Source organism: Dokdonella fugitiva, assembly GCF_014138265.1.
GTDB classification, from domain to species: Bacteria; Pseudomonadota; Gammaproteobacteria; order Xanthomonadales; family Rhodanobacteraceae; genus Dokdonella_A; species Dokdonella_A fugitiva_A.
In genome coordinates, this window is record NZ_JACGXL010000001.1 from 119,961 (window position 1) to 140,692 (window position 20,732).

Genomic DNA, 20,732 nt, shown 5'->3' on the forward strand with positions numbered 1-20,732 from the left:
CGCGGCTGAAGCCGCCCCTACCACGATAGCTGCAACTGATCGGTCGAGCGTGCGACCGGACTTGTCGTGATTGGGTCAAGGGTCCAGCCCGACGAGAAACACCTGTGGGAGCGGCGGAAGCCGCGATGCTTCCGTTGCAAGCGCATCGCGGCTTCCGCCGCTCCCACAGCTCATCGTTGGGGGCGATCGCTCCTCGTCGAGGCGATCGCGACCTCAGGGCGACTTGCGCTCCCACACCTGCGAGCGGCCGAGCAGGGCGAAGCCGATGTAGCCATGCACGTCGAGCTTCTGCCCGCCGTCCATCATCGTGAGCTTCACCTTGTAGGTCTTGCCGTTCTTCGGGTCGAGGATGCGGCCGCCGTCCCAAACGTCGCCGTCCTTCTCGACGTCCCACAGGATGACCATGCCTTCGACCGGCTTGTCCTTGCGTTCGCCGTCGCAGGCCTTGCACACCGGGTGCGGGCCCTGTTCGGACTGCAGCACCTCGAGCACCTTGCCTTCGAGCTTGCCGTTGGCTTCGGTGATCTGCACGATCGACTTCGGCTTGCCGGTCGCGTCGTCGATCGTGGTCCAGGTGCCGACCGGCGTGTTCTCCGCGGCGAAGGCCGGCGCGCCGGCGAGCAGGGCGAGGGCGAGCAGGGCGGGCGTGCGGTACGACATGGCGCGGTCTCCGGGCTTGGACGTGTCCACCGCACGGTGCCGTGTGGTCGGGTGGCCGTCAAGGCGCGGCGCAGCGGACGCGCGGCCATCGCTGGCATAATGTGCGTTTCCCCGGTGCCTCTCCCCGCATGAGCGAATCCCTCGAAGCACGCGCCCGGCAGATCCTCGCCGGCATCGTCGACCCGCATACCGGCAAGGACCTCGTCGCGGGCGGCGCGGTGCGTGGCGTCGGCGTGTCCGGCAGCGACGTCTCGGTCGACATCGTGCTCGGGTATCCGGCGCTGTCCGCGCAGGCCGCGCTCGCCGACACGGTGAAGCGCGCGCTCGAGGCGGACGCGGCGATCGCGCACGCGGCGGTCGGCGTCGCCTGCCGCGTCGTCGCACACGAGGTGCAGCAGGGGCTGACGCCGCTGCCGGGCGTGAAGAACGTGATCGCGGTGGCCTCGGGCAAGGGCGGCGTCGGCAAGTCGACGGTCGCGGCCAACCTCGCCCTCGCGCTGAAGGCCGAAGGCGCGAGCGTCGGCGTGCTCGACGCGGACATCTACGGCCCGAGCCAGGTGCGCATGCTCGGCCTCGAAGGCAAGCCGGACACGAAGGACGGCAAGCGCATCGAGCCCAAACTCGCGCACGGCGTGCAGGCGATGTCGATCGGCCTGATGATCGAGGAAGACACCGCGATGATCTGGCGCGGGCCGATGGCGACGCAGGCGCTGCAGCAGATGCTCGGCGAGACGAACTGGTCCGATCTCGATTACCTCGTCGTCGACCTGCCGCCGGGCACGGGCGACATCCAGCTCACGCTGTGCCAGCGCATCCCGGTGTCCGGCGCGATCATCGTGACGACGCCGCAGGACATCGCGCTGCTCGACGCGAAGAAGGCGCTCAAGATGTTCGAGAAGGTCAACGTGCCCGTGCTCGGCATCGTCGAGAACATGGCGACGCACATCTGCACGAACTGCGGCCACGAAGAGCACGTGTTCGGCGAGGGCGGTGGCGCGCGCATGGCCGCGCAGTACGACGTGCCGCTGCTCGGTGACCTGCCGCTCGACATCCGCATCCGCGAACAGGCCGACGGCGGCACGCCGACGGTCGCCGCGATGCCCGATTCCGACCTCGCGGCGCGCTACCGCGAGATCGCGCGCAACGCGGCGGGACGCCTCGCCCTGCGCGCGCGCAACAAGGCGATCGCGTTCCCGAAGATCGTCGTGCAGAACACCTGAGCCGTCCGGATACCGAACGCCGTGCCCGCGCAAGCGGGCATCCATTGCACTGAACGGGAAAGACCGAGTCCATGTCCATCAAATCCGACCGTTGGATCCGCCGCATGGCGGAACAGCACGGCATGATCGAGCCGTTCGCGGCGCAGCAGGTGAAGCAGCGCGAGGGCCAGCGACTGGTGTCGTACGGCACCTCGAGCTACGGCTACGACGTGCGCTGCGCGGACGAGTTCAAGGTGTTCACGAACATCAACTCGACCATCGTCGACCCCAAGCATTTCGACGAGCGCAGCTTCGTCGACGTGAAATCCGACGTCTGCATCATCCCGCCGAACTCGTTCGCGCTCGCGCGCACGGTCGAGTACTTCCGCATCCCGCGCAAGGTGCTGACGATCTGTCTCGGCAAGAGCACGTATGCGCGCTGCGGCATCATCGTCAACGTGACGCCGCTCGAGCCGGAATGGGAAGGGCACGTCACGCTCGAGTTCTCCAACACGACGCCGCTGCCGGCGCGCATCTACGCCAACGAGGGCGTCGCGCAGATGCTGTTCCTCGAATCCGACGAGGAATGCGAGACGAGCTACAAGGACCGCGGCGGCAAGTACATGGGCCAGACCGGCGTCACCCTGCCGACCGCCTGACGCGCGCATCGATCCGTAGGGTGGGGCGCAGCGGCGCGACCCGCACGTGCGTGCGAGGCACTCAATCCGCGAGTCCCACCGGGCGCCACGAAACGCGATCGCGTAGGGTGGGACGCAGCGGCGCGACCCACACGTACGTGCGAGGCGTTCAATCCGCGAGTCCCACCGGGCGCCACGAAACGCGATCGCGTAGGGCAGGACGCAGCCGCGCAGCGGCGAGTCCCACCGCGGTTGTCGGCGGCGATCGAGCGCCGCCATGCGATCACCGTACGGTGGGACTCGCGGGCCATCCACCTCGCGAGCACAGGCGCGCTCGCGCCGCTGCGTCCCACCCTACGATGGCGGTGGCGGGCCCGAGCGTGAACCGCCGCCAACGCCCGCCCTGCCGCGCGCGCGGCGGTGGTGATAGGCTTGATGTTCTCGAAATAACGGAGTCCCTGGAGCCATGCGGAGTTTCCCGATCGGATCGATCCTGCGCGGCGGCGCCCTCGCGCTGCTGGCCAGCCTGCTCGTCGCCTGCGGCGGTGATCGCGCCCGTCCGGACACGGTGCCGGCACCGAACGTGCCGTCGAGCTTCGACGTCACGATCGTCGCGGACAAGGACAACCAGTTCGATTTCGACGGCGCGCCGCTCAATTCGGAAGACCTCAAGAGCGCATTCCGCTACCGCCAGGAAGAAAAGCTGCCGATGGGCAGCGTGCTGCTCAAGCGAGGCGAGAAGGAGAAGGTGAAGAACGAGCACATCATTGCGCTCGCACGCATCGCCTACGAGATGAAGTTCAGCGCGTTCCTTCAGGAGAAGGACGGTTCGATCTCCGAGCTGCGCGCGCAGACCAAGGAAGAAGCCGAGAAGAAGTGAGGCACGCCGTGCCCTGATGTCGGACGTCGCGTGCGGCTCGCGCCGGATGCGACCGACGAGAACGAACCATTGGACTCGTCCTAACCCCGGCGCATCCCGCCGCACGTTTCGCACGACGGTCCGCATTGATTCCATGGAGACAGCACACGTGAAGACCCAGATGATGCGCGCACTCGCGCTCGCCCTTTCCCTCGCCGCCGCCGGCTCCGCGTTCGCGCGTTCGGACATCCGCGACGGCAACGCGATGGTACAGCCGGTCAAGGGCGACAAGTATTCGATCGACGGCTCGATCATGGGCAAGGCCGAGTTGTACGGCTACATGGGCGGCCTGCGCGACGACGACCACATCACCGGCATCGTCCTCAAGCGCGGCGGCAGCGACGAGCAGCGTCGCGTGATCGGCTCGATCGCGAAGACGCTCGGCCTGAAGTCGTTCGAGCAGGACGGCGGCGATCTCAAGGAGATCCCGCAGCCGGATCGCCCGGCCGCCGCGCCGGCGATCGAGAACCCGTCCGCGACCGACGGCCAGCCGGCCGCGGCCGCACCGGCGCCGACCGAGAAGCCCGCGGGCAACTGAATCCAGGCGCGCGCCGCGTCTCGCGGCGCGCGCAGGTTCGCGACGCACGGGCCCCGCGAGGGGTTGGTGGAGGCGTGCGTCGCGACGTGTTGCAAGCGACCCGACCGTTCGAACGAATCGACCTCCCGAGACGATGCCCCGCCAGACACCGCTGTTCGCCATCCTCCTTCTCGCCGCCTGTGCCAGCGCGCACGCGGCCAATCCGCTCCGCTTCGTCAGCGAGACTTTCGGTGACTGGAAGGATCGCCTGTTCGGTACGCCGAAACAGCCGGTGCCCGAGGTCAAGGCGTCCGCGAAGGGGCCGATCGCCCTGCCGCCCGGCACGCGCGTGAGCTTCGACATCGACGACGAGGCGCCCGAGAACGACTTCAGCAAGGGCAAGAGCCGCTATCGCGTGATCGAGCTGCCGGAGGAACTCGAGCACGCGGCGGTGCGCGTGCAGGTGATCGCGCGGAAGAATCCGGCCGGTCACGGCAACGTCGTATTCAAGCCGCTGCTGTACGTGATCGAGGGCGACGATTTCCGAGCACCGGTCGAGGTCAAGCCGCTGCACCTGGACATCCGCCCGTTCCGCAAGTCGCGCCTGCTCGGCTGCGTGACGCTCGACAAGGTGCGGCGCATCGCGGTCGCGACCGCGCCCGACGCGGTCGGCAAGTCGTACGAGTCGGAAGTGCGCGAAGCGGTGAAGGCCCCGACGCAGGGCGGCTTCTACTACACGACCGATGCGGTCAAGACGAAGCTGCCGTTCGCGGCGACCGGCGATCTCGTGCTCGAAGTCACGCGCGAGGCGAAGGCGGGCGAGGGCTGCTGAAGCGGCGCATGGCTGCGACCATGCGATGACGTCATTCCCGCGTCGCGGGAATCCATCTTCACATTCCTCGAAAGCACGATGGATGCCCGCTTGCACGGGCATGACGCCGGCATGGTGGCTGCCGGTCCCGCCGCGGACGCGGCACCGCGTGGTTGTCGACGCGCGCCACCGTCCGCTAGGCTGCGGCGATCCTCACGACGCCTCGACCGATGCCGACCGACGCTCCCTTCATCGTCGCGATCCCCGCCCGCTACGGCTCGACGCGCCTGCCGGGCAAGCCGCTGCTGCCGATCGCGGGCGAGCCGATGGTCGTGCACGTCGCGCGTCGCGCGCGCGCGGCCGGCGCGGCCGAGGTGGTCGTCGCGACCGACGACGCGCGCATCGAAGCCGCGCTCGCGCACAGCGGCGTGCGCGTCGCGATGACGCGCGCGGACCATGCCTCGGGCAGCGATCGGCTCGCCGAAGTCGCGACCATGCTCGGCTGGCCCGACGACGCGATCGTCGTGAACCTGCAGGGCGACGAGCCGCTCGCGCCCGCGAGCGGGATACGCGCGGTCGCGCAGGCGCTGGTCGAGGACGATGCGCCGATGGCGACGCTCGCGACGCCGCTCGCCGGCAGCGAAGAACTGTTCGATCCGAACTGCGTCAAGCTCGTGCGCCGCGCCGACGGCCGCGCGCTGTATTTCAGCCGCGCGCCACTGCCGTGGCCGCGCGACGCGTTCGCGCAGCGTCGCGATGCATTGCCGGCCGGCGTGCCGTTCCTGCGCCACATCGGCATCTACGCCTATCGCGCCGGCTTCCTGCGCCGCTTCTCCACGCTTGCGCCGACGCCGCTCGAACGGTGCGAATCGCTCGAACAACTGCGCGCGCTCGAACACGGCCACGCGATCGCGGTGCGCATCGCGCCGGAGCCGTTCCCGGCCGGCGTCGACACGCCCGAGGACCTCGCGCGCGTCGAGCGCCTGCTTGCTCGCGGCTGATGCGCCCGCACGGCGGCCTTTTTCGACCGGCGACCGGCCTGCGCGCGCTCTGCATCACTCGCCCGAGCGATTGATTATGTGGTCGCGTAGTGGCATGTTTCCGGACGCTTCGCTGAGAGGGACTTCTGGCGCAAGTCGATGGATACCAACGCGAGACAGCGGATTCTCTTCATCTGCATGGGCAACATCTGCCGTTCGCCGACGGCGGAGGGGATCGCGCGTGCCGAATTCGCGCGTGCCGGCCTCGACGTCGACGTCGATTCGGCCGGCACCGAGGACTACCACGTCGGTGAACCGCCGGACGAGCGCGCGATCCGCGCCGCGGCCGCGTACGGCTACGACATCGCCGAACTGCGTGCGCGCCAGGTCACGAGCGCGGATTTCGAGCGCTTCGACCTCGTGTTCGCGATGGACCGCATGAACCTGCGCGCGTTGCAGCGGTTCCATCGCGGCCTCGGTGTCGCGCCGACGCTGTTCCTCGGCGACACCGAACTGCCCGACCCGTACTACGGCAGCGCGCGCGACTTCGACCGTGTCGTCGAGCTGTCGCGCAAGGGTGTCGAAGGGTTGATCCGCCGGCTGCGATCACCGAAGGCGCGGCACGGCTGACATGAGCGAGCGCCGACCCGCAACGCCGCTGCCGGTCGATCTCGAGTGGGTCAACACCGCGACGCCGCCGCGCCTGGACACCTTGCGCGGGCGCGTCGTGCTGCTCTGGTTCTGGAGCTACGACAACGTCAACAGCTGGAACCTCGCGTCCGACCTGCGCCGGCTCGAGGAGCTGCATCACGACGGCCTCGTCGTGATCGGCGTGCACTGCCCGAAGTACCCGCACCAGCACGACGGCGACACGCTGCTGCGCGCGGTGAATCGCCATCGCCTGCGCCACCCGGTCGCGAACGACCATGGCTTCCGCGTCTGGCAGGACTATGCGATCGAAGCGTGGCCGAGCGTCGCGATCGTCGATGCGACGGGCCGGCTCGCCGCGGTGTACGCGGGCGAGGGCCGCCGCGCGGAGATCGAGGCGCATGTCGGCGCGCTGCTCGACGAAGCGGCCGCGCACGACCAGCGCGTGTACGAGCCGAGCGAAGCGGTCGCGCGCCCGGAAGCGAGCGGCGTGCTCGCGTTCCCGAGCGGTCTGCTCGTCGACGAACAACGCCTGTTCGTCGCCGATACCGGCCACGATCGCGTGCTCGAATGCAGCCACGACGGCCGCGTGCTGCGCGTGTTCGGCAGCGGCAACGCGGGCCATGCCGACGGTGTCCCTGCGCTCGCGTGCTTTCGCCAGCCGCACGGGCTCGCGCGCAAGGGCAACGCGTTGTACGTCGCCGACAGCGGCAACCACTGCGTGCGACGCGTCGATCTCGTCAGCGGCGAGGTCGACACCGCGCTCGGCACCGCGCGCGCGGGGCGCTCGCGCCCGCTCGCGGCGGAGGCGGCTTCGACCGCGCTGAACACGCCGCTCGGCCTCGCGGTGGTCGGCGACGACCTCTTCGTCGCCGTCGCCGGGCAGCACCAGGTCTGGCGCTTCGACCTCGCCACCGGGCTCGTTTCGGTGCTCGCCGGCACCGGCGACATGGGCCTCGCCGACGGCAGCGGCAACGAGGCCGCGTTCGCGCAGCCGAGCGGGCTCGCGGTGATCGGCCGCGAACTCGTCGTCGCCGACGCGGCATCGTCGGCGATCCGCGCGGTCGACGTCGACAGCGGCCGCGTCGACACCGTGCTCGGCCACGGCCTGTACGCGTTCGGCGACGCGACCGGCGCGCGTGCGGAGGCGCGCCTGCAGAATCCGCTCGCGCTCGCGGCCGACCCGCGCGGCCTGCTCTACGTCGCCGACAGCTACAACGACGCGATCAGGCTGGTCAGCCGGCGCAGCGGCGAGACGCGGCCGTTGCGCATGGCGCATCCGCTGCGCGAGCCGCACGCGCTCGGCGTCGCGCGCAACACGCTGTGGATCGCCAATACGAACCAGCACGAGATCCTCGCGATCGACCTCGCCAACGGCGCGCTGCGCCGCGTGCCGGTCGGCGAGACCTGAGTCGGTCGTCGCCGATCGCGCGCGTGACGCCGACATTCGCGCGCGGGCGCAATACACTCAGCGCATGTCATCCGTTTCCGCTCCGCCGTTCGACGGCAAGGTCTTCGTCCGGACCCTGACCGGCGCGCCCGGCGTCTATCGCATGTTCGACGCCGACGACGAGCTGCTCTACGTCGGCAAGGCCGGCAACCTCAAGAAGCGCGTCGGCAGCTACTTCCTCAAGCCGAAGATGGACCCGCGCATCGCCGCGATGGTCGGCCAGATCGCGCGCATGGAAACCACGGTCACGCGCACCGAGGCCGAGGCGCTGCTGCTCGAGGCGCAGCTGATCAAGAGCCTCAAGCCGCGCTACAACATCGTGCTGCGCGACGACAAGAGCTACCCGTACATCCACTTGACCGCGGATCCGTCGCGCGCCGCGCTCGATCCGTCGGCGCCGCCGTCGGAGCGCTTCCCGCGGCTCGCGTTCCATCGCGGCGCACGCAGCGGCAAGGGCCGCTACTTCGGGCCGTTCCCGAGCGCGGGCGCGGTGCGCGAGAGCCTCGACCTCATCCAGAAGCTGTTCCGCATCCGCAACTGCGAGGACAGCTATTTCCGCAACCGCTCGCGGCCGTGCCTGCAGCACCAGATCGGCCGCTGCACGGCGCCGTGCGTCGGCCTCGTCGCGCCGGAGGACTACGCCGCCGACGTGCGCCACGCCGAGATGTTCCTCGACGGGCGCGCCGGCGCGGTCATGGACGAACTCGTCGCGACGATGGAGCGCTTGAGCGCCGACCTCGCGTTCGAGCGCGCCGCGGTCGTGCGCGACCAGATCGCCGCGGTCAAGCGCGTGCAGGCGCGCCACTACGTGCAGGGCGCGAGCGCGGACATGGACGTGATCGCCTGCGCGATCCGCGGCGGCATCGCCTGCGTGAGCGTGCTGTTCTTCCGCAACGGCGTCAGCCTCGGCTCGCGCGACTTCTTCCCGCGCCTCGCCGGCGCCGCCGACGACGCGGCGATCCTCGGCTCGTTCATCGCGCAGTACTACCTCGAACGCCCGGTGCCGGCCGAACTGATCGTGAGCCACGCGCCCGAGGACGCCGGGCCACTCGCCGAGGCGCTCGCCGGCCACGCGGGCCACGCGGTCGAGATCAAGGCGAGCGTGCGCAGCGAACGCGCGCGCTTCCTCGACCTCGCGCGGCGCAACGCCGAAGCGGCGCTCGCGTCGCGCCTGGCGAGCCGGCAGACCTTGCTCAACCGCTTCGAGGCGCTGCGCGACCTGCTCGAGCTCGACGAGACGCCGCAGCGCATCGAGTGCTTCGACATCAGCCACACGATGGGCGAGGCGACCGTCGCCTCGTGCGTCGTGTTCGGGCCGGAAGGGCCGGAAAAGTCGCAGTACCGCCGCTTCAACATCACCGGTATCACCCCGGGCGACGACTACGCCGCTATGCGTCAGGCACTGCAACGGCGCTTCCGGCGCGAATCGATCGCCGCGTCGGCCGCGCTCGCGCAGGAACCCGCCGCCGAGGGCGGGCAGGGCGCGCCGATCGCCACGGCGACGCCGGCGAAGCCGCCGCTGATGGCGCGCCTGCCCGACCTGCTGCTCATCGATGGCGGCAAGGGCCAGCTGCAGCAGGCGCTCGACGTGCTGAACGAACTCGGCCTCGAAGGCGTGCCGGTGGTCGGCGTCGCCAAGGGCGAGGCGCGCCGTTCGGGCGACGAAACCTTGATCGTCGGCCGTTCCGGCCGCACGCTGTTCCCAGGGCCGGAGTCGCCCGCCTCGCACCTCGTGCAGGCGGTGCGTGACGAGGCGCACCGGTTCGCGATCACGGGTCACCGCGGCCGGCGCGAGAAGGCGCGCGAAGCGAGTACGCTGGAGGAAATCGCCGGCGTCGGCGCGCGCCGGCGCGCGGCGCTGCTCAAGCACTTCGGTGGCCTCGGCGGCCTGTCGAAGGCCGGCGTCGAGGAACTCATGCAGGTCAGTGGGATCAGTAGACAGCTGGCCGAACGCATCTACGCGACCTTCCACGGATAAGCGAACCGAACGACCGATGTACATCACGATCCCGACCGCGCTGACCCTGTTCCGCATCCTGCTGCTGCCGGTGATGGTGATCGCGTTCTACGCGCCGTTCCGTGGCGCCAACGTCGCCGCCGCGCTGATCTTCATCGCCGCGGCGATCACCGACTGGCTCGACGGCTGGGTCGCGCGGCGCTGGAACATGGGCTCGGCGTTCGGAGCCTTCCTCGACCCGGTCGCCGACAAGCTGATGGTCGCGATCACGCTGTTCCTGCTCGTGCAGGAGAACCCGACGCCGCTGATGGCGGTCACGAGCGCGGTGATCGTCGGGCGCGAGATCAGCATCTCGGCGCTGCGCGAGTGGATGGCCGAGATCGGCGAGCGCGCGACCGTGCGCGTCGCCGCCGTCGGCAAGATCAAGACGCTCATGCAGATCGTCGCGATCGTCGTGCTTCTCTACCAGCACGACCTCGAAGGGCTGCGCCTGTTCCACGTCGGCGAAGCGCTGCTCGTGCTGGCGGCGGGGCTCACGATCTGGTCGGGCTTGCAGTACGTGCGCGCGGCGTGGCCGATCCTGCGTCAGCAGCGCTGATTTGCGGGCTGTTCACGAGAAGTGCGGCCAGGATGGCCGCTCTCGCACGCGCGATCACGGATGATCGCAAATCGAAGCTTGACACCCGCGCGCCAAACCGTATTATGCGCGTCCCACGCGGGAATAGCTCAGTTGGTAGAGCACGACCTTGCCAAGGTCGGGGTCGCGAGTTCGAGTCTCGTTTCCCGCTCCAGATTCAGATGAAACCCCGGCACGCCGGGGTTTCGTTTTTCTGCCGGACGTCGCAAGATGCACGGCGCGAGTGATGCGTACCATCACGGCTTGGTGGCAGAGTGGTCATGCAGCGGACTGCAAATCCGCGTACGCCGGTTCGATTCCGACCCAAGCCTCCACTCGCATCGCGCCACGCGATGCCGGTGACGAAGAACCCGCAGCGATGCGGGTTTTTTTGTGCCCTGCGATCCGCGCAAGGAGCATCGGAGGTTGCCCGCGATGGCGTGGCGCGCCATCGTGCCGATGGCGCGCGCTCCGCGCGCACAGACGCTACCATCGCGTCGTACGCCGCCCGGATGGCGAAATCGGTAGCCGCAAGGGACTTAAAATCCCTCGACCGCAAGGTCATCCCGGTTCGAGTCCGGGTCCGGGCACCACTCGGTGCGCTCGCAACGCGAGCCGCCATTCGATTCGGCGGCGACGACGCTGCGCCGGACGGCCGGGTCGACGAAGTCCCGAGTCGTCATCCCGCACGAGCGGGATCCAAGGTTGACCTGATGCGATCGCTACCGATGCGGCGGGTTCCCGCTCGCAGTCGCGGGCGTGACGGCTGGGTGTGCGTGCCCGTGCGGCTCAGCGCTTGCGCGAACCTTTCGCCGGCGCCTGCGCTTCTTCGAGGCGGCGCATCGCTTCCTTCTTGCCGATCGTGCGCAGCGCGGCGATCGCCGCGACCTGGTTCGCGCGCGGCACGGTCTTGCCGTGTTCCCAGTTGTAGACCGATTGCATGCTCGCGCCGAGCAGGGTTGCCAGCTGGTCGGCGGACAGGCCCAGTCGCGCGCGCAGCGACTTGAATCCCTTCGCCGAGAAGCGGTTCCTGACCTCGCCGTCGCCCTCGTCGGCAGCCGCTTCGGAAGTGCTCGAGGCGCGCCGGGAGAGCTGCTTGTTCTGTCGCTGCAGGTTCGCGATTTCGCGTTTGAGCGCGGCGATGTCGCGCCGATGCGCGGCGCTCGATTTGCGCAGCGTACCGATTTCACCGCGGATTTCCTTGCGCGCGAGTCGGGTGATTTCCGCTTTGAGGAACGTGGCGATATTGGGCATTTTGGAATCTCAGGGGAGGGAGCGTTGCGGCGGCTAGCATATCCGCAACGGGCTAAATCGCGAAAACGCGCGGGCGAGGCGGGGAAATCGCCGCCGGCCGCGGGCCGCGGAATCGGTGGTGGTCGGGCGGCGACCAGCGGACCGGCGCCCGGTCAACCCCCAGTACGGGCGGACACGACCGCATATCCGCTGAAAACGACCTGTGAGCGGGTCGACGTTCGCTTTGTGGCCTGACGCACCGTTCAGTTACGTGACTGTGGCTACAGTCGCGTCGGCCATCCGCGTCGGCGCTCGCGTGGAGCTGGGGAAGGGAGACAACAGATGACGGTATCAAGGAACGTCCGCAGGCTCCTGTGCCTCGCGGTGATGCTCGTGTGCGCCGCATCCGGCGCGTCGGCGCTCGCGCAATCGCACAGACCCGACGCGATGCTCCACGACGGCTTCGACGGCGCCGCCGCCGGGCCGGCGAACGATGCCGACGCGTCGCGCTTCCTCGCGCAGGCGACATTCGGACCGACCGACGCCGACATCGCGCACCTGCGCGCGGTCGGCTACCAGGCCTGGCTGAACGAGCAGTTCGCCGCGCCGCAGAGCCTCGAGATGACCTACCTCGACTGGGTCGGCGACACGCTGCACGAGCAGGTCGGGCATCAGAACCGGCGCGAGGCGTGGTTCCTCGGCGCGCTTGGCGGACCGGATCCCGCCAACAACGCGCTGATCCACAGCGACCAGCTGCGCCAGCGCATCGCGTTCGCGCTGAGCGAGATCCTCGTCGTCTCGGACCAGAACGCGCAGCTCGCCGAGTTCCCGACGAGCATCGCGTACTACTACGACATCCTCGTGGCGAATGCGTTCGGCAACTACCGCACCCTGCTCGAGAAGGTGACGTTGAGCCCGGCGATGGGCACCTACCTCAACATGCGCGGCAACCAGCGTGCCGATCCTTCGCGCAACATCCATCCCGACGAGAACTACGCCCGCGAGATCAACCAGCTGTTCAGCGTCGGCCTGGTCATGCTGAAGGCCGACGGTACGCCGCAGCTCGACGGTGGTGGCCATCCGATCCCGACCTATTCGCAGGCGACGATCTCCGCGTTCGCGCACGTGTTCACCGGCTGGAACTGGTACGACTGCGACGACAACGGCTTCGACAACTTCACCGATTGCGGCCCCGACTACACCACCGGCGAGAACTGGCTGCACCCGATGGTGCCGTACGACCAGCCGAACCAGCCGAACAACGGCGATCCGAGCTACCACGACAACGGCACCGGTCCGAACGACCTGCATTCCAAGCAATTGCTCGCCTATCCCGGCGCGCAGGCCGGCGGCGTGCTCGCCGACGGCGGCAGCGCCGCGAGCGACCTGCAGTTCGCGCTCGACAACATCTACGGCCATCCGAACGTCGGCCCGTTCATCGCGAAGCAGCTGATCCAGCGCCTCGTCACGAGCAATCCGAGCCCGGCCTACGTCAAGCGCGTCGCCGACGTGTTCAACGCGAACCGCGCGAGCCCGAACCAGTTGCGTGCAGTCGCGCAGGCGATCCTGCTCGATCCGGAAGCGCGCTACGGCCAGGCCTACAGCGACAAGTACGGCAAGCTGCGCGAACCACTGCTCGCGCTGACGCATTTCTGGCGCGCGATGGACGCGCGCCACACCTGCGGCCGCGACTTCACCCAGGGCGGCCTGCAGAACCACTACGCGAACCAGCCGTACCGCTACGCGGGCTACGTGACCGGCTGGGGCACCGACGACGACCAGTACGGTTCGGGCATCGCGCAGGCGCCGATGAACGCGTTCTCGGTGTTCAACTTCTTCAAGCCGAGCTACCTGCCGCCGGGCGAGATGACCACGAACGGCCTGGTCGGGCCGGAATTCCAGCTGCAGACCGAGAGCGTCATCGCCAACACCGTGAACAGCGTCGAAGGACGCGCGTTCTACTTCGACGTCGCGCAGGTGTGCGACGCCGGCGACGACTTCGGCGAAGTCAAGGTCAACCACGCGAAGGATCTCGCGCTCGCGGGCAGCGGCAACGGCGGCGCGGCCGACCCGGCCGATCGCCTCGTCGACGCGTACAGCAAGCGCTTCATGTCCGGCCAGATGTCGCCGTTCATGCGCCAGACGCTGCTGGCGTACCTCAACCGCATCGATTCGAGCTGGACCGAAGGCGTGACCGACTGGCGGCTGTGGCGCATCCACACGGCGCTCTATCTCGTCTTCAATTCCCCTGAATACATGGTCCAGAAGTAGGAGCCGCCATGCGTCCCGATCGTCGCAAGTTCATCCGGGAAACGATCTGCGCCGCACTCGGCGGTGCCAGCGTGTACTCCGCGTTCGGCGGCATGAAGCTGCTGCAGGCCGCAGCACGCCACGACTACGGTTTCACCAACTACAAGGCGCTCGTCTGCGTCTTCCTCTACGGCGGCAACGACAGTTTCAATACGATCGTGCCGATCTCCGGCGCCGCGCGCACGAACTACCAGCTCGTGCGGCCGAACCTCGCCTTGCCGACGGCCGGACTGCACGCGCTGAACGCGCCCGCGAGCGGCGCGGGCAGTCCTGGTGACGGCAGCAGCTATGGCTTGCATGCCTCGATGCCCGAGCTCGCCGCGCTGTTCAACGCGAACCATGCGGCGATCGTCGCCAATGTCGGCTCGCTCGTGCGTCCGACCACCAAGACGGAATACCAGGGCGGTTCGGCGGTATTGCCGCCGCAGTTGTTCTCGCACTCGGACCAGGCGGCTTACTGGCAGTCGTCGCCGCCGTCGAACGCACCGGTGACGGGGTGGGGCGGGCGCATCGCCGATCTCGTCGCGAGCGCGAATCCGCCCGACATCCCGATCCTCACCTCGCTCGGCGGCCAGGACGCGTTCGTGCGCGGCGAATCCGTCGCCGGTTACGTGATGAATTCGTATGGGCCCAACGTGATCGACTTCCCGTACGAGCTCAGCGGCGACGACGCACTGCGCAGCGCGTTCGACGCGTTGCACGCGCAGGGGCAGGCGAACGCGCTCGAGCGCACGTTCGGCAACGCGATGCGCCATTCGGTCGCGACCGCGACCTTGCTGCAGGCCACGCTGGGTGCCGCCGGCATGCCCAATTTCGACGGCTACTTCGCCGGCGCGGGCGAGATCGGCGAGCAGCTCGAGACCGTCGTCAAGCTGATCTGGGCGGCGAACAACAACGTGCCCGGCTACAGCGGCCTTTCGCGGCAGGTGTTCTTCGTCACCGGCGGCGGCTACGACACGCACAGCGACCAGCTCGCGACGCAAGGCGGCCTGCTGGTCGAGTTGTCGAAGGCGCTGTCGGGTTTCCACGCGGCGCTGACCTCGGTGAGCCTCGCCGATCGCGCGACCGCGTTCACTGCATCGGACTTCGGCCGCTCGCTGTCGAACAACGAGGACGGCAGCGACCATGGCTGGGCTTCGCACCAGTTCGTCGTCGGCGGCGCGGTGGCCGGCAAGAAGTTCTACGGCGACAACCTCGCGGGTACCGGATCGGCGCAGATGCCGAGCCTCGCGCCGTCGGACCAGAATCCGAACGACGGCGGCTACGGCCAGATGATCCCGACGACGTCGGTCGAACAGTATTCGGCGACGCTCGCGAAATGGTTCGAACTGAGCGACAGCGACATCGACCTGATCCTGCCCAACCTCGGCAACTTCAACACGCGCTACCTCGGTTTCGTCTGAGTGGCGTGGCGGTCGAGCAGCCTGCAGGGAGCCACCCTGCAGGCGACCTGCGCCGCGACGGCGCCGGGCGCGTCGCGGTCGCGCACAGGGTGCGCTCCTGCAAGGTCGTGATCGCGGCGTGCGTTCGCCTAGAACGCGAGCAGCCACAGCAGCGCGACATTGACGACGAACAACACCAACGCGGTCGGCAGTTGCGCACGGATCACCGCGTACTGGTCCGGCAGCTCGAGCAGCACGACCGGCACGATGTTGAAGTTCGCCGCCATCGGCGTCAGCAGGGTGCCGCAGTAGCCGGTGAGCATGCCGATCGAACCGAGCACGGCCGGATGCGCGCCGTGCCGCTGCACGAGCAACGGCAGGCCGATGCCGGCCATGAGCACGGGGAACGCGGCGAACGCGTTGCCCATGATCGCGGTGAACAGCACGATGCCGAATGCGAAGGCAAGCAGGCACGCGATGCGGCTGTCGATCGGGATCACCACCGCGACCAGCGCGGCGATCGCATCGCCGACGCCGGTCGCCGCGAACACGCTGCCGAGCGTCGCGAGCAGCATCGGCAGCAGCGCGGCCCAGCCGAGCGTATCGAGCAGGCGATGGCCCTCGTGCAGGCCCGAGTCGATGCGTGCGCCGGTCACGCGCAGGGCGACCGCCAGGGCGACGACGCTGGCAATGCCGAGGGCGATCAACGTCGATTGCTTCGTGTCGACGAGCGCGCGCAGTGGCGCGGGTCCGTACTGGGTCGCGAGCGCGACGAGCAGCGTGACCAGCGGAATGAGCAGCGCGGGGCCGAACAGTCGGTTGCCGAGCCGGATTGCTTCGGCCTCGCGCGTGTTCGCGAGCGCGGCCTCGTCGCCGGACGGGCGTCGATCGCCGACGGCTGCCATCACGCCGAGCGCGATCACGCCGATGCCCATCGCTTGCGCGGGCCAGTGCGTGCCGTGCCTGGCGGCGGCGAGGATCGCCTCGCCCGCGAGGAACGGCAGCGAGAGGATCGCCCAGAACGCGGACATCGCACGGCGGCGCGAGCGCAAGTCCAGGGCGGCGGCGAACAGCAGGAACGCGCCGATCAACAGGTAGACCGGCTCAAGCGTCAGCATCGCGCCTCCGTTCGGCGACGCGCCGCAGGCGGCGCTGGAACCAGGCGATGCGCATCGCATGGATGACGAACGCGGCGATCGCGGTGGGCAGTGCCCACAGTCCGATCGCCAACGGTTCGAGCGCGATCCCGTGCCCCGCGTAGAAACCCTGGATGAGCAGCACGCCGGCGAACGCGAGGAACACGTCTTCACCGAAGAAGCGGCCGATGTTGTCGGTCGCTGCGGCGAGCGCGCGCACGCGATCGCGCGTGGGCTCGTCGAGCGGCTCGTCCTGCGCGGCCGCGGCCTCGCTCATCGGCGCGAGCAGGGGCCGCACCGTCTGCGCGTGCCCGGCGAGATCGTAGAGCCCGAGCATCGACAGCAACTGGCGCAGGCCGAGATAGGCGACGAGCAGGCGCGCCAGCGTCAACGAGCGGAACCCGGCGATCCAGCCGCGCGCGCGCTCGCGCAGACCATGGCGTTCGAGCAGGCCGATGACCGGCAGCGTCAGCACGAACAACAGCAGGTTCCGGTTGTTCACGAACGCGGTGCCGAGCAGTTCGAGCAATTCGCCGGGCGGCTTGCCCGCGGCGATCCCGCTGACGACGCCGGCGACGACGACGACGAGCGCCGGATTGCGGCGCAGCGCGAAGCCGAGCACGACGACGGCGACGCCGAGCAACGGCCAGTAGTTCACGAGGCGCGTCCGTTCATGCGATGCGCCCGCTCGCGGGGTTCGCGATCGCGATGCCGGCGCCGAGCAGGGCGGCGTGCAGGCGATGGGCGAACGTGCCGGCATCGGCGCGGTCGCCGTGCACGCAGATCGTGTCGGCGCGCACGCACAAGGGAACGCCGCTGCGCGCGGTGATCGCTTCGCCGCGTGCGAGCGCGAGTGCCTGCGCGACGGCCGCGTCGACGTCATGGATGACCGCGTCCGCTTCGCGACGCGACACCAGCGAGCCGCCCGCCTCGTAGCGGCGATCGGCGAACGCCTCGTGCGCGACCGCGAGGCCGGCTCGCTCGCCCGCGCTCGGCAGCTCGCTGCCGGCCAGCCCGACGAGCCGCAGGGCTGGGTCGAACGCGTGCACGGCGCGCGCGATGGCGTCGGCGAGCGCGGCGTCGCGCGCGGCCATGTTGTAGAGCGCGCCGTGCGGCTTCACGTGAGCGAGTCGAGTGCCGGCCGCGCGCGCGAAAGCGGCGAGCGCGCCGACCTGGTACAGCGTCATCGCGTGCGCCTCGTCGGCCGACACGCGCATCTCGCGTCGGCCGAAGCCGGCGAGATCGGGCAGCGACACGTGCGCGCCGATCGCGACCTTCGCGCGCAACGCGAGCGCGACGGTGCGGCGCATCGTGTCGGGATCGCCCGCGTGGTAACCGCAGGCGATGTTGGCCGAGCTGATGTACGGCATCACGGCGTCGTCGTCGCCCATGCGCCAGGCGCCGAACGATTCGCCGAGGTCGCAGTTGAGGTCGATCGTGCGCTTCATCGTGCGATTCCGTCGAGCCGCGCGGCGATGTCCGCGCACAACCGGTCGAGTTGGTTCTCGCATGCAAGATAGCGCGTTTGCGCATCGTCGATGTCGATCGCCGCGAAGCGCACGGTGTCGCCGGGGCGTCGTTGCGCGAGGCGCGCGAGGTCGATCGCGGCGACCTGGCCGATGCGCGGATAGCCGCCGGTGGTCGGATGTTCGGCCATCAGCGCGATCGGCTGGCCGCCGGGCGGCAGCTGCAGGGTGCCTGCCGCGACTGGCTCGCTGACGAGCTCGAGCGCCTCGGCGAGCGCGAGGCGCGGCCCGTCGAGGCGCAGGCCGACGCGATTCGAATCCGCAGCCACGCGGAACGGCTGCGCGTGCAGCGCGTCGCGCGAAGCGGCATCGAGCGCGACCGCGTGCCGCCCGGGCGCGAGCCGGATCGGTCGCGAGGGATCGGGATCGAACCACGGCCGCGGGTCGAGCGAGAACGTGCCGATCGCGTGGAGCGCAGCGCCGTCGCGCGGGTGGCCGCCGCTCGCGACTGGATCGGCGCGCGCGACGCCCAGCACGTCGCCGTCTCGCAGCGGCGCGCGACCGAGGCGCGCGTTGACGTCGGTCGACGCGCTGCCGAGCACGCGGGCTGCGTCGATGCCGCCCGCGATCGCGATGTAGGCCCATGCGCCGCGACGCGCGCGGCCGAAATCGAGCACCGTGCCTGCTGCGACGTGCACGGGCCGCCAGGCGGGCAGCGGCGCGGTGGCGGCGCGTGCATCGAACTCCGCGCCCGTCAGCGCGATCGTCGCGGTCTCGATGAAGCGCAGGCGCGGGCCGATCAGGCCGATCTCGAGCACCGCATCGCCGGGCACGTTGCCGACGAGCGCGTTGGCGAGGCGCAGCGCAGGCGCATCCATCGGCCCCGCGCTGCCGACCCCGAGCGCGGCATGGCCGTGGCGACCGTGATCCTGCACGGTCGCCAGCAAACCCGCGCGCATCACTTCGACGCTCATCGCGCAGCCTCGCGCTCGATCGCCTCGAAGGCCGCGGGCGTGATCGCGCGGAAGCGCACGACGTCGCCGGGCGCGAGCAGGCAGGCGGGCTCGCGCAGCGGGTCGAACAGCACGAGTGGCGTGCGACCGATCAGCTGCCAGCCGCCCGGCAGCTCGGACGGATAGATGCCGGTCTGCGCGCCGCCGATCGCGACCGAGCCGCGCGGCACGCGCGTGCGCGGACGCGCGTGCCGTGGTGCGTGCAGCGCGGCGTCGAGGCCGAGCAGGTACGGGAAGCCCGGCGCGAAGCCGAGCATCGCGACGCGGTAGTCGCCGCATGCGTGGCGCGCGGCGACGCTGGCGGCGTCGAGTCCGAGCGTGGTCGCGAGCGCGTCGAGATCGGGACCGTGCTCGCCGCCGTAGCAGACCGGGACATCGACCGTGCGCGTCGAGGGCATTGGCGCATCCACGGCCGTCGCGAGCGCGCCGCGCACTGCGTCGGCTAAGCGACGCCACGGCGCCGTGCCGCCTTCGTTCCAGGCGGCCGGCTCGTAGTGCAGCGCGAGGCTCGCGTAGGCGGGCACGATGTCGACGAGACCGGGCAGTGCGGCCGCGCGCAATGCGCCCACAGCGGCATGCACGCGCGCGTTCGAGGCGGCATCGATGCGTTCGCCGAATCGCAGCAGCAGCGCGGACTCGCCGAGGGGTTCGACGTCGAACGCGGGCGGCTGCGCGCGCGGCGGCGTCAAGCGAGCAGCGCGCCCAGCGCTTCGCGCCATGCGCCGACGCGTTCGGCCAGCGCGGCGGGTTCGTGGCGCTCGGCGGCGCCGCGTCCCCACACCGGTTGCGGCCACGCGGCGTCGGTCGTGTAGCGCGCGATCACGTGCACGTGCAGTTGCGGCACGACGTTGCCGAGCGCGGCGATGTTCGTCTTGTCTGGGCGCAGCAGCGACTCGAACGCGCGGCCGACGGCGTCGAGCTCGCCGAGCAGGGTCGCGCGGTCCGCCGCGTCGAGGTCGAACAGTTCGCGTGCGCCGGCGATGCGCGGTACGAGGATCAGCCAGGGGAAGCGCGCGTCGTCCATGAGCAGCACGCGCGACAGCGGCGCGTCGCCGATCGGATGGGTGTCGGCGGCGAGGCGTGGATCGAGCGTGAAACTCATGCGCGCCCCGCGAGCTGGCGATCGAAGAACGCGAGCGTTCGCTCGAGCGCGAGCGTGGCGCTCGGCGCGTCGTATGCGCGCGGGTCGACCGTGCGGTCGAACGCGTGGCCGGTCGGGTAGGTGTATACCTCGGCGTCCGGCCAGGCGACGCGATGGCGTTCGATCGTCTCGGCCGTGATCGACGCGTCGCGTTCACCGAAATGGAACATCACGGGCGCACGGAGCGTCGAGTCGAAATAGTTCACGTTGCGCGCGCCGTAGTAGCTGACCGCAGGCATCGCGAGGCGCTGCGCCGCGAGCAGCGCGACCGTGCCGCCCCAGCAGTAGCCGACGCAGCCGATGCGGCCGGCCGACGCGATCGCCTCGGCCGCGCTCGCGACGTCTTCGACGGCGAGGTCGAGGCCGACTTCGCCGACGAGCTCGCGGCCGCGCCGGTAGCCTTCCTCGTCGTAACCGAGTTCGACGCCGGCCTCGACGTGGTCGAAGAACGCGGGCGCGATCGCGACGTAGCCGTGCGCGGCGAAGCGGTCGACCACTGCGCGCACGTAGGCATTGACGCCGAAGATCTCCTGCGCGACGACGAGGCCGCCCTTCGGCGTGCCCTCGGGTCGGGCCAGGTAGGCGCCGATGCATTGCATGCGCGAGGTGTTGAGCTGGATCGATTGGCCCATGCGATGGCTCCGCGTGCGGAAAGA

General features: G+C 69.8%; 21 protein-coding genes and 3 tRNA genes. 15 read left to right on the forward strand and 9 right to left on the reverse strand.

Going from position 1 to position 20,732, the window contains the following annotated elements:
* Window positions 1-213: 213 nt before the first annotated feature.
* Window positions 214-660 carry a DUF2147 domain-containing protein gene (locus FHW12_RS00530; protein WP_182529039.1) on the reverse strand — a complete coding sequence of 149 codons (447 nt, stop codon included), beginning with the start codon at window positions 658-660 and terminating at the stop codon, window positions 214-216.
* A gap of 128 nt (window positions 661-788) precedes the next feature.
* Here FHW12_RS00530 and apbC point away from each other — a divergent pair, with 128 nt between their 5' ends.
* The 13 genes from apbC (at window position 789) to FHW12_RS00595 (ending at window position 10,988) form a co-directional block, all read left to right on the forward strand.
* Entirely contained in the window at window positions 789-1,880 is a 1,092-nt protein-coding gene (gene apbC / locus FHW12_RS00535; protein WP_182529040.1) for an iron-sulfur cluster carrier protein ApbC, read from the forward strand.
* A 71-nt stretch (window positions 1,881-1,951) separates the two neighbouring features.
* Window positions 1,952-2,518: a dCTP deaminase gene (gene dcd, locus FHW12_RS00540; protein WP_182529041.1), complete on the forward strand. Its 567-nt coding sequence runs from the start codon at window positions 1,952-1,954 to the stop codon at window positions 2,516-2,518.
* 445 nt (window positions 2,519-2,963) lie between these two features.
* Window positions 2,964-3,377, forward strand: a complete 414-nt coding sequence (locus tag FHW12_RS00545; RefSeq protein WP_182529042.1) for a hypothetical protein — start codon at window positions 2,964-2,966, stop codon at window positions 3,375-3,377.
* A gap of 148 nt (window positions 3,378-3,525) precedes the next feature.
* Window positions 3,526-3,954, forward strand: coding sequence for a hypothetical protein (locus tag FHW12_RS00550; protein WP_182529043.1), 429 nt, complete (start codon window positions 3,526-3,528; stop codon window positions 3,952-3,954).
* Window positions 3,955-4,087: 133 nt separating this feature from the next.
* A complete protein-coding gene (locus FHW12_RS00555; RefSeq protein ID WP_182529044.1) occupies window positions 4,088-4,765 on the forward strand; it encodes a hypothetical protein in 678 nt (225 codons plus the stop codon).
* 209 nt (window positions 4,766-4,974) lie between these two features.
* Complete coding sequence (gene kdsB / locus FHW12_RS00560) at window positions 4,975-5,745, forward strand: 3-deoxy-manno-octulosonate cytidylyltransferase (RefSeq protein ID WP_182529045.1); 771 nt, start codon at window positions 4,975-4,977, stop codon at window positions 5,743-5,745.
* Between the two features lie 138 nt (window positions 5,746-5,883).
* Window positions 5,884-6,354, forward strand: coding sequence for a low molecular weight protein-tyrosine-phosphatase (locus FHW12_RS00565; RefSeq protein ID WP_182529046.1), 471 nt, complete (start codon window positions 5,884-5,886; stop codon window positions 6,352-6,354).
* 1 nt (window position 6,355) lies between these two features.
* Window positions 6,356-7,783, forward strand: coding sequence for an alkyl hydroperoxide reductase (locus FHW12_RS00570; RefSeq protein WP_182529047.1), 1,428 nt, complete (start codon window positions 6,356-6,358; stop codon window positions 7,781-7,783).
* Between the two features lie 64 nt (window positions 7,784-7,847).
* A complete protein-coding gene (uvrC, locus tag FHW12_RS00575) occupies window positions 7,848-9,800 on the forward strand; it encodes an excinuclease ABC subunit UvrC (protein ID WP_182529048.1) in 1,953 nt (650 codons plus the stop codon).
* 16 nt (window positions 9,801-9,816) lie between these two features.
* Window positions 9,817-10,377, forward strand: coding sequence for a CDP-diacylglycerol--glycerol-3-phosphate 3-phosphatidyltransferase (gene pgsA / locus FHW12_RS00580; protein WP_182529049.1), 561 nt, complete (start codon window positions 9,817-9,819; stop codon window positions 10,375-10,377).
* 117 nt (window positions 10,378-10,494) lie between these two features.
* A tRNA-Gly gene (locus FHW12_RS00585) sits at window positions 10,495-10,570 on the forward strand.
* A gap of 86 nt (window positions 10,571-10,656) precedes the next feature.
* Window positions 10,657-10,730: transfer RNA gene (locus FHW12_RS00590), tRNA-Cys, on the forward strand.
* A gap of 171 nt (window positions 10,731-10,901) precedes the next feature.
* Window positions 10,902-10,988, forward strand: a tRNA-Leu gene (locus tag FHW12_RS00595).
* 196 nt (window positions 10,989-11,184) lie between these two features.
* Here the strand turns inward: FHW12_RS00595 and FHW12_RS00600 are convergent.
* Complete coding sequence (locus tag FHW12_RS00600; RefSeq protein ID WP_182529050.1) at window positions 11,185-11,649, reverse strand: helix-turn-helix domain-containing protein; 465 nt, start codon at window positions 11,647-11,649, stop codon at window positions 11,185-11,187.
* A gap of 321 nt (window positions 11,650-11,970) precedes the next feature.
* Between FHW12_RS00600 and FHW12_RS00605 the strand changes: the two genes are divergently transcribed.
* Entirely contained in the window at window positions 11,971-13,899 is a 1,929-nt protein-coding gene (locus tag FHW12_RS00605) for a DUF1800 domain-containing protein (protein ID WP_182529051.1), read from the forward strand.
* A gap of 8 nt (window positions 13,900-13,907) precedes the next feature.
* Window positions 13,908-15,341: a DUF1501 domain-containing protein gene (locus tag FHW12_RS00610; RefSeq protein WP_182529052.1), complete on the forward strand. Its 1,434-nt coding sequence runs from the start codon at window positions 13,908-13,910 to the stop codon at window positions 15,339-15,341.
* Window positions 15,342-15,469: 128 nt separating this feature from the next.
* Here the strand turns inward: FHW12_RS00610 and FHW12_RS00615 are convergent, their stop codons facing one another.
* Genes FHW12_RS00615 through FHW12_RS00645 form a run of 7 tightly spaced genes read right to left on the reverse strand, consistent with a single transcriptional unit; the run spans window position 15,470 to window position 20,708 of the window.
* Window positions 15,470-16,438, reverse strand: coding sequence for a DUF979 domain-containing protein (locus FHW12_RS00615; RefSeq protein WP_182529053.1), 969 nt, complete (start codon window positions 16,436-16,438; stop codon window positions 15,470-15,472).
* Entirely contained in the window at window positions 16,425-17,114 is a 690-nt protein-coding gene (locus FHW12_RS00620; protein WP_310735104.1) for a DUF969 domain-containing protein, read from the reverse strand. The genes FHW12_RS00615 and FHW12_RS00620 overlap by 14 nt, the downstream gene beginning before the upstream one ends.
* Before the next feature lie 13 nt (window positions 17,115-17,127).
* Window positions 17,128-17,904 carry a LamB/YcsF family protein gene (locus FHW12_RS00625; RefSeq protein WP_182529055.1) on the reverse strand — a complete coding sequence of 259 codons (777 nt, stop codon included), beginning with the start codon at window positions 17,902-17,904 and terminating at the stop codon, window positions 17,128-17,130.
* Window positions 17,901-18,896 carry a biotin-dependent carboxyltransferase family protein gene (locus FHW12_RS00630; RefSeq protein WP_182529056.1) on the reverse strand — a complete coding sequence of 332 codons (996 nt, stop codon included), beginning with the start codon at window positions 18,894-18,896 and terminating at the stop codon, window positions 17,901-17,903. The genes FHW12_RS00625 and FHW12_RS00630 overlap by 4 nt, the downstream gene beginning before the upstream one ends.
* Entirely contained in the window at window positions 18,893-19,624 is a 732-nt protein-coding gene (pxpB, locus tag FHW12_RS00635; RefSeq protein WP_259392790.1) for a 5-oxoprolinase subunit PxpB, read from the reverse strand. Before pxpB ends, FHW12_RS00630 begins: the two co-directional genes overlap by 4 nt.
* On the reverse strand, window positions 19,621-20,037 hold the full coding sequence (locus tag FHW12_RS00640; protein ID WP_182529058.1) for an HIT domain-containing protein: 417 nt from the start codon (window positions 20,035-20,037) through the stop codon (window positions 19,621-19,623). Before FHW12_RS00640 ends, pxpB begins: the two co-directional genes overlap by 4 nt.
* Window positions 20,034-20,708: a dienelactone hydrolase family protein gene (locus tag FHW12_RS00645; RefSeq protein WP_182529059.1), complete on the reverse strand. Its 675-nt coding sequence runs from the start codon at window positions 20,706-20,708 to the stop codon at window positions 20,034-20,036. The genes FHW12_RS00640 and FHW12_RS00645 overlap by 4 nt, the downstream gene beginning before the upstream one ends.
* Window positions 20,709-20,732: the final 24 nt, after the last annotated feature.

Excerpts from the sequence above, each read along its gene's own strand:
- FHW12_RS00530 (WP_182529039.1), bottom strand. The coding sequence starts at position 660 with ATGTCGTACCGCACGCCCGCCCTGCTCGCCCTCGCCCTGCTCGCCGGC.
- apbC (WP_182529040.1), top strand. The coding sequence starts at position 789 with ATGAGCGAATCCCTCGAAGCACGCGCCCGGCAGATCCTCGCCGGCATC.
- dcd (WP_182529041.1), top strand. The coding sequence starts at position 1,952 with ATGTCCATCAAATCCGACCGTTGGATCCGCCGCATGGCGGAACAGCAC.
- FHW12_RS00545 (WP_182529042.1), top strand. The coding sequence starts at position 2,964 with ATGCGGAGTTTCCCGATCGGATCGATCCTGCGCGGCGGCGCCCTCGCG.
- FHW12_RS00555 (WP_182529044.1), top strand. The coding sequence starts at position 4,088 with ATGCCCCGCCAGACACCGCTGTTCGCCATCCTCCTTCTCGCCGCCTGT.
- kdsB (WP_182529045.1), top strand. The coding sequence starts at position 4,975 with ATGCCGACCGACGCTCCCTTCATCGTCGCGATCCCCGCCCGCTACGGC.
- FHW12_RS00565 (WP_182529046.1), top strand. The coding sequence starts at position 5,884 with ATGGATACCAACGCGAGACAGCGGATTCTCTTCATCTGCATGGGCAAC.
- FHW12_RS00570 (WP_182529047.1), top strand. The coding sequence starts at position 6,356 with ATGAGCGAGCGCCGACCCGCAACGCCGCTGCCGGTCGATCTCGAGTGG.
- uvrC (WP_182529048.1), top strand. The coding sequence starts at position 7,848 with ATGTCATCCGTTTCCGCTCCGCCGTTCGACGGCAAGGTCTTCGTCCGG.
- pgsA (WP_182529049.1), top strand. The coding sequence starts at position 9,817 with ATGTACATCACGATCCCGACCGCGCTGACCCTGTTCCGCATCCTGCTG.
- FHW12_RS00600 (WP_182529050.1), bottom strand. The coding sequence starts at position 11,649 with ATGCCCAATATCGCCACGTTCCTCAAAGCGGAAATCACCCGACTCGCG.
- FHW12_RS00605 (WP_182529051.1), top strand. The coding sequence starts at position 11,971 with ATGACGGTATCAAGGAACGTCCGCAGGCTCCTGTGCCTCGCGGTGATG.
- FHW12_RS00610 (WP_182529052.1), top strand. The coding sequence starts at position 13,908 with ATGCGTCCCGATCGTCGCAAGTTCATCCGGGAAACGATCTGCGCCGCA.
- FHW12_RS00615 (WP_182529053.1), bottom strand. The coding sequence starts at position 16,438 with ATGCTGACGCTTGAGCCGGTCTACCTGTTGATCGGCGCGTTCCTGCTG.
- FHW12_RS00625 (WP_182529055.1), bottom strand. The coding sequence starts at position 17,904 with ATGAAGCGCACGATCGACCTCAACTGCGACCTCGGCGAATCGTTCGGC.
- FHW12_RS00630 (WP_182529056.1), bottom strand. The coding sequence starts at position 18,896 with ATGAGCGTCGAAGTGATGCGCGCGGGTTTGCTGGCGACCGTGCAGGAT.
- FHW12_RS00640 (WP_182529058.1), bottom strand. The coding sequence starts at position 20,037 with ATGAGTTTCACGCTCGATCCACGCCTCGCCGCCGACACCCATCCGATC.
- FHW12_RS00645 (WP_182529059.1), bottom strand. The coding sequence starts at position 20,708 with ATGGGCCAATCGATCCAGCTCAACACCTCGCGCATGCAATGCATCGGC.